Source organism: Cellulosimicrobium funkei (assembly GCF_001019615.1).
In the GTDB taxonomy this organism is placed as follows: Bacteria; Actinomycetota; Actinomycetes; order Actinomycetales; family Cellulomonadaceae; genus Cellulosimicrobium; species Cellulosimicrobium cellulans_E.
In genome coordinates this window covers 1-9,884 of the sequence record NZ_JNBQ01000062.1, presented here as the reverse complement: position 1 = coordinate 9,884, position 9,884 = coordinate 1, and the positions used below count along the sequence as shown (strand labels likewise).

The window sequence follows — 9,884 nt, the reverse complement described above, 5'->3', positions numbered from 1 at the left end:
CCGAGCGCGTCCGTGAGGATCGCGTCGTGCACGTCGGCGCGCCACGGGACGCCCGCGTGGTGCATCTCCGCCGCGACGAGCGCGCCCGCCGACTCGGCGGCGAGCAGCATGCGCAGCCGCCCCGGTCCGTCGGGGCCCTCACAGCCCGCGACCGCGGCGAGCTGGTCCCGCAGCTCCGCCACCGTGTCGAGCTCGACGCGGGGCGCGGCCTGCGGCCGGAGCTCGAACAGGCCGACGGGACGCGGCACCGCCGTCGGCTCAGGGCCGGCCGGGGCGGCGGCGAGCGCGTCCCACGGACCCGGCTCGCGCCGCGCGAGCGCCGAGCCCGCGGCGAGCTGCGAGCGGCGCAGCACGACGTGGGACAGGCGCAGGTCGTGCGACCGCTCGACGCGCCGGCCCTCGGCGAGGAGGCGTGGGTACCACCGGTTCGTGTCGTCCCACGTCTCACGGACGGGTTCCGCGGGGCCGTCGACGACGTGCTCGACCCGGCCGTGCTCGGGCGACCCGACGTGGACGGCGTAGGTGCTCATGCGCGCACCGCCCGCTGGTCCGGGCGGGGCTCGCGGGACGAGCCCACGACTCGCGCGAGGGCGCGGCCCCGCGAGGCGACGAGCGCCGCCCGCAGGAGGCGCGCGGCGTCGGGCTCGTGGGCGACGAGCGCGACTGCACCCGCGAGGGTCGGGGCCCCGAGGTCGTCCGCGGTCCGCGCCGCGCGGGCGAGGGCGGCCCCCTGGTACGGGCTGAGGTGCCGACGGCCGGTCGCCGCGAGCGCCACGGCGGCGTCGAGCACCGTGGCGCACACATCCTCGACAGGTGGCGGCGGCGCGACCTCACGCACGTGCGTCGTCGCGCGTCCCCGCAGCGCACGGACGCGCGCGCGGAGCCTCGTCCACGCGGTCGACCAGGTGCGGTGGTCGTACGCGGGCGTGAGCGTCGGCACGACGAGCCCGAGCCCTCCCCCGGGCCGCTCGACGAACAGGCCGACGGCCTCGTCCCCGCCGGACTCGAGGTCGTGCTCGACCGCGACGGCGACGAGCCGGCGGCTCCCCGCCGCGACCCCGAGCAAGGTGTCGCAGGCCTGCTCGTCCGCCGCATCGAGGCGCACGACGGTCGGCGTGCCGTCCGCCGCGACGAGGGTCCAGGTGATCTCCTGCGCGACCTCGTCGACGCCGACGGGGCCCGCGTCCCGGACCATGACGACCCGCACCACGGCCGGCCGACGGCCGAAGCCCACCTCGGCGCGCGCGTCGGTCTCCGCGGTCCGCTCGGCGACGTCGCGCAGCGCGTCGGCGGTCAGCGTCCCGAGCGGTTCCACGACCGGGCCCTCGCCGGGCCGCAGCGCCCCGGCGCGCTCGGTCGACCCCCCGCAGGCCGAACGGGCCGCGGCACAGCGCCTCCACCGAGCGCCCCCAGACGAGCGGGAGGTCCCACGAGCGGCGGAACGTCGGGTCGGCACCGGGCGGCCGTCCGGTGGTGACCGTTCGCGTCCGGCCCTCCGCGACGTCCCACACGTGCACGGTGACGCCCCGCGCCCCCGACGCCGCGACCCACCAGCGCGCCCCGAGCGGGACGAGGTGCGGCAGGTCCGTCACGCGCTCGTCGGGCGCCGCGGCGTCCGGCGCGGGCTCGGCCCGCACGAATGCCCAGAGCTCGGCCAGCGCGAGCAGGCACTCCGTCTCGTCCACGGCGTCGCGGCGGTCCGCGAGCGCCTCGAGCCGCCCGACCGCGGACGTGACGAGTCGCTGCACCGCGGGCCGGCGCCCCAGCCGGGCGACCACGCCGGCGCCCCGCAGCTCCTCCAGGTCGTCGCGGCCGAGGTGCGAGAGCCCGACGTCGAGCACCCGCTCGACCGCCCGCGCGACCTCGTCCGCGACCGTCCGGGCGTCCGGCACCCCGGCGGCGCGCGGCGCGGCCGCAGTTGTCTCCTCGGGCCACGGCCAGGCGCGGCCGTGCGCATCCCAGACCCGAGCGAGCGCCTCCAGGCGCCACCGTCGGTCGTCCGTCCGGGCCGCCGAAGGCGTCGCGCCGGGGCGTTCACGCTCCACGAGCATCCCGGCGAACCCGGCACCCGCGACGTACGTGACGCGAGGTGCACGCGCCCACGAGACGACAACGCGCGGACCGTCGATCGTCACGTCCGTCACGTCGGTCACGTCGTCCGGCGCCGCGCCCAGCGCCTCCCGCACCTCCCGTGCGGCCGCGCGCACGACGGCGGCACCCGCGGCGCGGTGCACCGCCCGCGGGTCGAGCGCGAGGATCTCGGTCAGCGGGTCGGCTCCCGACCCGGCGCGACGACCGCCGTCGGGCTCAGGTGTTGCGCCAGCCCCGGCGTGCTCCGCCATCGGAACCGCCGCACCGGCGCTGGTTCGAGCGGTGTCCGCACGCCCGGCACCAGGCTCGGCATGGGCCTCGGGATCGGCGTCGCGGTGCGCATCGGGTTCGGCGCCGGCATCGGCATCGTCCGCCGACGGTCGCACCACCGCCACGTCGCCACGGGCCACCGCGACCGGCCCCACCGACCCGGTCGCCGCGTCGACCACCGGCTCGGTGGCTGCGTCGCGCGCCCACAGGCATGCGGCCACGACGTGCTGGCACGCACCCGGCGTCGGGCACGCGCACCGCGCCCCAGCGGGCCCGCGCGCGTCGAGCTCGACGCGCGCGCCCCCGACCGACAGCACGGCCCCGTCCGCGCGCTGGTCGAGCACCTCGACCTTGCCCGCAGCGACGTCCTTGCGCGCCCGACGGACCAGGCCGGCGTTGGCGAGCGTGGCGAGCGCGGCGTCGTCGTACCCCGCGTACACCGCCGCCCAGGGGCCGGGACCGGTGGTGCCGCTCACGGGAGCACCTCCCCCAGCCACTCGGCGAACCGCTCCGGGGTGAGGGCCGCGATCTCCATGCCCTGCTCCGCGAGCCGCCGGGCGACACCGCGGTCGTACGCGGGGTTCGCCTGGCCGTCCAGCGCGGCCAGACCGAGCAGCCGCACGCCGGACGCGTGCAGCCGCCCGACGCTCGCCACGAGCTGCGACACGGAGCCGCCCTCCTCGAAGTCGGTCACGAGCGCCACGACGGTCCGGCGCGGGTCGCGCACGTGCTGCTCCGCGTAGCGCACCGCGCGCGCGATGTCCGTGCCACCGCCGAGCTGCGCCGTGAGGAGCACCGTCACGGGGTCGTGCGCGAGGTGGGACATGTCGACGACGGACGTGTCGAACAGGACGAGCCGCACCGTGATGCCGGGCAGCCCGGCGAGGATGCCGGCGCTCACCGCGCTGTACAGCACCGACGAGGCCATCGAGCCGGACTGGTCGACGAGCAGCACCACGTCGTACGACAGCGCGCGACGGCGCCGCGCCGAGAAGCGGAGGTCCGTGACGAGCAGGCGCCGCGTCTCCGGGTCCCAGCGCCCGAGGTTCGCGCGCACGGTCGCGGCCGCGTCGAACGTGCGGCTCGAGCGCACGAACGATCGACGCGAGCGGTCGCGACGCCCGTCCACGGCCGTCTCGAAGCGGGGCCGCAGGCGCTTCACGACGTCCTCCACGACGCGCGCGACGAGCCGCTTCAGACCGTCCTGCACGCCGGGCCCGAGCCGTCCCCGGGCGCGCAGCAGCGCGGACGCGAGCTCCGTGCTCGGCTCCACCGCGTCGACCGCGCGGGGGTCCGCGAGCAGCTCCGTCATCCCGTACCGGCCCACGGCCTCGACCTGCATGCGCTCGAACGTCTCGCGCGGGAACAGCTCGCGCGCCGACTCGAGCCAGTCCAGGCCCGCGACGACCGAACCCCCGCGCCCCCCGCCGCCGCGCCCGGCACGGGAGTCGTCGCCGTCGCCGTGCCGGTGCCCACGCGCGGTGTACTCCCGGTCGTACAGGTGGCCGAGCGTCCGGTCGAGGCCCTGGTCCTGCGGCGCGACGGGCAACGTGTCAGCCGCGTACCGGCCGAGCACGAGCCGCCACCGACGCGCGGCCTCCTGATCGTCCGCACGGCTCCCGGCAGGTTCTCCCGGGCCGAGCCCGGAGCCGTCGCGCGAGGTCCCGGTCGACGTCGCGTCCGGCACGTCCGCCGTGCCGACGCCCGCGGCCGTCACGACGCTCCCCCGCCGACCCAGGCACCGAGGCCGTCGCGCTCCAGCACCGCGACGAGCTCGCGCTCGACGAGCAGCCCCGCCCGCAGGTCGTCCTCGGTCACGTCGACGCGCCGGTCCAGCGCGGCGGCGCTCGTCCCGGTCCGCGCCGCGACGCGCTCCGCGAGCCGGTGCGTCTCCGTCGGCCGCAGCCACGTGAACGCCCGCCGCAGGTCCGGCAGCACGGCACGGAACGCGGCCTCGTCCAGGCCGCGCAGCCCGTCGTCGACCGCGTCGAACATCTCGGGGGTGTGGAGCAGGAGGTCGGGCGCGGCACGCATCACCCCGCCGAGGAAGGCCGTCGCCGCCACCGGGTCCGCGCCGGGCGCCAGGTGCGCCCGGACCCGCGTGACGAGACCGTCGCCGCCGGGTTCGTCGTCCAGCTCGTCGTCGACGGCGGCGAACGCCGTGAGCGCGCCGCGCACCGCGGGCGACGCGTCGCCGTCCTCCCGCACGTGCGCGAGCGCCCGGGCGACGGACTCCGCCGCCGAGCCGGTGCCGTCACGACCCGCGTCGCGCAGGTCGCGGACCAGGGAGCGCAGCGCGACGAGGCTCGTCAGCGCGTCGTCCTGCGTCGCCTCGTCGGCGGCCGCGAGGTCGGGCACGAGGTAGGCCGCGGTAGCGAGGCCCTGCTCCGCGAGGTCGAGCAGGGCCGCGGCGCGCTCGCCGAGCTCGAGCTCGGCGCGGGCGCGCCAGAGTCCGACGAGGCGCCGCATGCCGGCCACCACCGAGGCGAGGGACGGGTCGACGTCGAGCGTGGAGCGGACGAGCGCGACGAGCGGAGGCAGCCGGTCGGGCAGGCCCACCACGACGCACTGCGCGACGAGCCGCGCCACCGCGTCGCTCGACCGCTCCTCGCGGGCTCGGTCGCGTGCGTCGTCGAGCAGCGCCACGGCGACCGCCTCGAGCGTCGCCCCCCCGGTGAGAGAGCTCGACGAGCCGCGCCTCCACGAGCGGCGTCCACGCGTACTCCCACTCCTCGAGCACGAGGCCGAGGCCGCGCCCGGCGACGTGGTCGGGGCCGGAGACGCGGCGCGCGAACCCCAGGTCGAGGAACGCGCACAGCGCGAGGAACCGGCGCCGGTCGCGGTGCGCGGCCCGGCGGCGCGCGTCGAGCCGGACGGTGCGCGGCACGGAGTCGGACACGTCCAGGCGCAGGGCCCGCGCGCGCGAGCGCGCCTCCTCCACGAGCGGCGGGGCCGCGCCCCCGGGCGGCACGTCGCCGAGCGCGCGCCCGGCGAACACCTCCGCGACCGCGAGCCCGAGGGGCCGGTCGCCCGCGGCGTCGAGGTCGTCGGCGTCCTTGACGTAGCAGGACGTGATCGCGTCGAGCAGGTCGGCGCGGCACGGCCAGGGCCGCTCGCGCAGCGCGGCCAGCCGGTGCGCGTGCTCGACGGCGGCCTGGGACTGCGCGACGCTCACGAGCGCGCCGCGGGCGCTCGCCCCGCGTCCGACGTCCACGAGGACGCCGTTCGCCGCGCCCGCGGGACCGCCCGCGTCGTGGTGCGCGGCCCAGAGCCGGTCGTAGTACCCGGGCGTCGGCATGCCGGCGCCGTAGCCGCGCAGCGCGTCGAGCCGCTCGTCGTCGTACCGGACGAGCCACGCGGGGGCGTCGGCCAGGTCGCCGTACCCGCCCTCCGGGCGGCGCGCGACGACGGCCTCGCCGTGCTCGCTCCCGGTCAGCGCCTCGACGAGGGCGAGAGTGTGGAACGCGCCCGTGACGACGACGACCGGTCCCTCCGCGCGCGCCGCGTGCTCGGCGACGCGCGCCGACATGCGCGCCTCCCGGTCGAGCGACCCGTCGGCAAGAAGCACCTCGTCCTCGTAGTCGAGGCGCGCGAGGGCCGCCCACGCGAACACGTCGTCGGTGAGCTCGCGCCAGTCGCGCAGGCGTGCGGTGTCCCGTGCCTCGAACAGGTGGTCCCACAGCTCGTCGTGGTCGCGGCACCCGAGACGCTCCGCGAGGCGGGCGACCGTGCGGGAGTGCGCGAGGTGCCGCTCCGCGAGGACGGTGCGCGCCGTCGGGTCGTCGTGCTCGTCGTCCTCGCCCGGCCCCCGCGCCGCCCACGGGGAGTCGACGAACGCGAGCCGGGCGCCGAGGGCGTGCCCCGCCCGGAGCGCGACCCACTCGGGCGAGTACCGCGCGAGCGGGTAGAACCCCGCGCCGCGCGCGCCGCCTCCCGCCGCGTCACCGGGGTCGCCGGCGAGGCTGAGGACGGCGACGGGCGGGACCGTCCGCTCGTCGAGCAGCGCGGGCAGCAGCCGCGTGTACTCCTCCGGCCCCTCGACGAGCACGACCGCGGGGCGGACCTCCTCGATCAGGGCCGCCACGGCGACCGCGCACGCGGGGCTGTGGTGGCGCACGCCGAACAGGTGCACGCCGTCCCGATCGCGCAGGGTCGCCAGGTCGTGCGCCGCCTGCCGCAGCCGGGGCGGCGCAGCGCCCCACGCCGCACGCAGGCCTACCGCCACAGGTCGCCCGCCGCGGTGAGGAAGTCCTTCCAGCGCGCGTCCGAGCGCGCACGCTCGCGCACCACGTTGTCGACGTAGTGCCGCAGGCGGCGCGCGTCCTCCTCGTCGCCCTTGAGCGCGACGCCGCCCACCTGGCGCGCGACCTGGCCCGCGGTCACCGTGCCGTCGCCGAGGTACCGCGCCTCGAGCGACGCGGCGACCGCGACGTTCACGGCCTCGGCCGTCGACATCACGGTCTCGGGCCGCTTGACCGGAGCGCCGCTCGCCGTCGTGCCCGTGCGCAGGTCCTGGAAGACCGTGACGAGCACCTCGAGCACGTCGCGGTCGAGGCGCGGCCGCTCCGGGGCCGGGCCGAGCTCGGCCGTGAGCCGGCTCTCGACGAGCTCCATCTCGAACGCGCGGTCGCGGATGGGCGCGACGGTCTCGAAGTTGAAGCGACGCTTGAGCGCCGCCGACATCTCGTGGACGCCGCGGTCGCGCAGGTTCGCGGTCGCGAGCACGTTGAAGCCCGGACGCGCCGCGACGCGTGCGTCGGCGCCGAGCTCGGGGACCATGAGCTGCTTCTCCGAGAGCACGGACACGAGCGTGTCCTGGATCTCGGGCGCGCAGCGCGTGATCTCCTCGAACCGCGCGACGCGACCGCTCTCCATCGCCCGGAAGACGGGCGACGGCACGAGCGAGCGCTCGCTGGGTCCCTCCGCGATGAGCAGGGCGTAGTTCCACGAGTAGCGCACGTGGTCCTCGCTCGTACCCGCGGTGCCCTGGACCGTGAGGGTCGACGTGCCGCTGGCGGCGGCGGCCAGCAGCTCGGACAGGAGCGACTTCGCGGTGCCCGGCTCGCCGACGAGCATGAGCCCCTGGCGGCCCAGCAGCGACACGACCGCGCGGTCGACGAGCGGGTCGTCGCCGAAGAACTTGCGGCTCACGCCCAGTTCGGCGTCGCCCACGACGAACGCGCGCACCGCGCGAGGGCTCAGCCGCCACCCGGGCGGGACGTCGGCGCCCCGCCGCGCGTCCGCCGCGGCGAGCGCCGCGAGCTCGTCGGCGTACCGGACCTCGGCGGGCGGCCGAAGCTCGCCCGGCCCTCCGGCCGCGACCTGCGCGTCACCGGTCGTCGTGCTCGTCACCCGGGCTCCTCCTTCGTCGGGTCGTGGGCGCCGTGCCCGTGGTCCTGCAGGTCAGCGTAGGAGCCGCGTCCCACACGACGGGCGGTGGGGGCGCCGTCACCCGGCGCCCGCACCGCGCCGTGCCGGTCGGCCCTGGTGCGGGCCGACCGGCACGGTCAGTACTGGCTCTTGCGCTCCCAGTCGGGGTCGAACGCGCCCGCCTCGGCGACGGCGACGTAGTCGCGGTACGCCTCCGCGACGAGCACGGGCGGAAGGTCCGCGATGCGCGCGGTCCCGCGACCCGACCCGCGGCCGGTCCGCTCGAACGTCAGCACGGTCACCGCGGCCGCGATGTTCTCCTCCGGGACGAACGACCCCGTGAACTCGATCTGCACCACGATCCCTGCACTCGCAAACGACTTCGTGTACGCGCTGAACCACCCGGCGTCCTCGGCCTGGGAGCGCGTGTAGCCGCGCTTGGTGGCGCGCCCGCGGATGGAGAAGCTGTCGGAGAACCAGCCCTTGTGGTCGTCGATCGCCGCCGCGCCGGCGGGGACGTCGGGCGTCGCGACGTCGAGCTGCGCGAAGAGCGGTGCGACCTCGTAGTCCGCGAGGTGCGCCGCCCACGCGGCCGTGACGTCCGGGCCGAGCAGCACAGCGTGCGCGAGCCCGACCGTCGAACCCTCGCCGAGCTCGACGTCCTCGTCGTCCGCGTCGAGGAGCGCGCCGCCGTCGGGACGGAACGGGCGCGCCGCGTCCGTGCCGGGGTTCTCGACCCACACGAGCCGCTCGACGAGCCGCGACATCACCGGGTGGCCGAGCAGGTACTCCTGCCACTCCTGCGCGGTCCACGTGCGGCTCACGCACATCGCCTCGTAGAGCCGCTGCGTCTGGAGCGCGACGACCGCCTTGAGCTCCTTGCGGCTCGCCGTGAGCTGCTTCTTCGCGGCCGAGACGAGCTCCGGGTCGTCCTGCGCCCGCGCAGCGGGGAGCGCCTTGACGACCTTGCCCGCGTCGCTCGTGAGCTCGAGCGTGAACGCGGGCGTGATGCGCCCGACGTACTCGCGCGACCCGAGGTCGAGGTGGAGCAGGCCGTCGTCCTCGAAGCCCGCGGTCTGGACGGTCCGGTCCGCGAGCTGGTCGGCGGTCCAGCCGCGGCGGTCCGCGAGCTCGGCCGCGAGGCGCTGCGCCGTCTCCTGCACCGTCGCCTGGCGGAAGCGGCGCGAGACGGCGAGGAGCTCCTGGATCGCGGCCGGCTGGCCGTTCGCCGCGAGCGCCTGGACGAGCGCCTCGGTCTGCGCCCGGCGGCCGACGTGCGCCTTCGCGTAGCGCTGGAACGTCGCGGCGAGCTCCCCGCCCGGCATCGCGACCGTGAGCGCGAGCATCCCCTTGTCCTTGACCGCCGAGCCGAGGTAGGTCGCCTGGTGCTCCCGGTACAGGTCGCGGTGGTGGTCCTCGACCGTCTTGGACGCCTCGACCGAGTAGTACTCCGGCGAGCGCTTGGCCCACGCCTGGTACTGGTCGTACCGCTGCTGGGCACCGGCCGTCGCGTGCGCCTCGCTCTCCTGCGCCGACGGGTTGCGCGTGTCCTGCGCGACCCACGCGGCCAGCACGTAGCTGCCGAGGCGCGCCCGGTCCTCCTCCTGGAGGAGGGACAGGTACCGCTCGAGGAGCCCCGCGCCGCTCGGGTCCTTGAGCTTGACCGCGAGCACGACCCACCAGCGCAGGATCGTCGGGTCCACCGGTGAGCCGTCCGCCGCCCAGCGCGCGTCGGGCAGGGAGCCCAGGTCGAACCACGCCATGCTCACCGGGGCCTTGGAGCGCAGCCCCTTGGTCGCCTCGGCGAGCAGCAGCGCGGGCGCGAGGTCGACCGAGATGTCCTCGCCGAGGCTCTCGAGCGACGTGAGGAGCGCCGCGCGGACGACCTCGCTGCGCTCCTTCGCGAGCGCGGCCCGGAGCGCGGGGACCGCGTCGGCGTCACCGAGCCGGGCGAGCCACTCCGCCGCGGTGCGGCGCACCTCGGACCGGCCGTTCCCGAGCCCCTGCTCGGCGAGCCCCCGCACGCCGGGGTGCGTGCTCAGCGCCGCCTGTGCCGTCGCGCGGTAGGTGCGGCCCTCGCCGAGGGCGAGCTCGGTCAGTCGCGGCAGGAACCGGCGCGGGACGTGCGGGAGCTGCGCGAGCACCGCGAGCGC

5 protein-coding genes and 2 pseudogenes are annotated in these 9,884 nt (G+C 77.2%); all 7 read right to left on the bottom strand.

The genetic code is table 11. From position 1 onward, the window contains the following. Positions 1 to 530: pseudogene (locus FB00_RS20340) on the bottom strand (bifunctional 3'-5' exonuclease/DNA polymerase); the annotation flags it as partial. Continuing rightward, positions 527 to 1,315 (bottom strand): hypothetical protein, encoded by a 789-nt coding sequence (locus tag FB00_RS20335; RefSeq protein ID WP_047234744.1) that lies wholly within the window; start codon positions 1,313 to 1,315, stop codon positions 527 to 529. The gene FB00_RS20335 and the pseudogene FB00_RS20340, both read right to left, overlap by 4 nt. 1,518 nt (positions 1,316 to 2,833) lie before the next feature. Beyond that, the gene (locus FB00_RS20330; protein WP_231581972.1) at positions 2,834 to 4,078 is read right to left on the bottom strand and encodes a VWA domain-containing protein; all 1,245 of its coding nucleotides are present in this window, start codon (positions 4,076 to 4,078) and stop codon (positions 2,834 to 2,836) included. Then, positions 4,075 to 5,007 carry a DUF5682 family protein gene (locus tag FB00_RS23050; RefSeq protein WP_269430031.1) on the bottom strand — a complete coding sequence of 311 codons (933 nt, stop codon included), beginning with the start codon at positions 5,005 to 5,007 and terminating at the stop codon, positions 4,075 to 4,077. Before FB00_RS23050 ends, FB00_RS20330 begins: the two co-directional genes overlap by 4 nt. A 37-nt stretch (positions 5,008 to 5,044) precedes the next feature. After that, positions 5,045 to 6,445 (bottom strand): annotated as a pseudogene (locus tag FB00_RS23045) (DUF5682 family protein); the annotation flags it as partial. A gap of 131 nt (positions 6,446 to 6,576) precedes the next feature. Then, positions 6,577 to 7,713 (bottom strand): ATP-binding protein, encoded by a 1,137-nt coding sequence (locus tag FB00_RS20320; protein WP_047234743.1) that lies wholly within the window; start codon positions 7,711 to 7,713, stop codon positions 6,577 to 6,579. Positions 7,714 to 7,868: 155 nt separating this feature from the next. Then, positions 7,869 to 9,884 (bottom strand): DUF4132 domain-containing protein (locus tag FB00_RS20315; protein WP_047234742.1); only part of this gene is annotated, 2,016 nt, incomplete at its 5' end.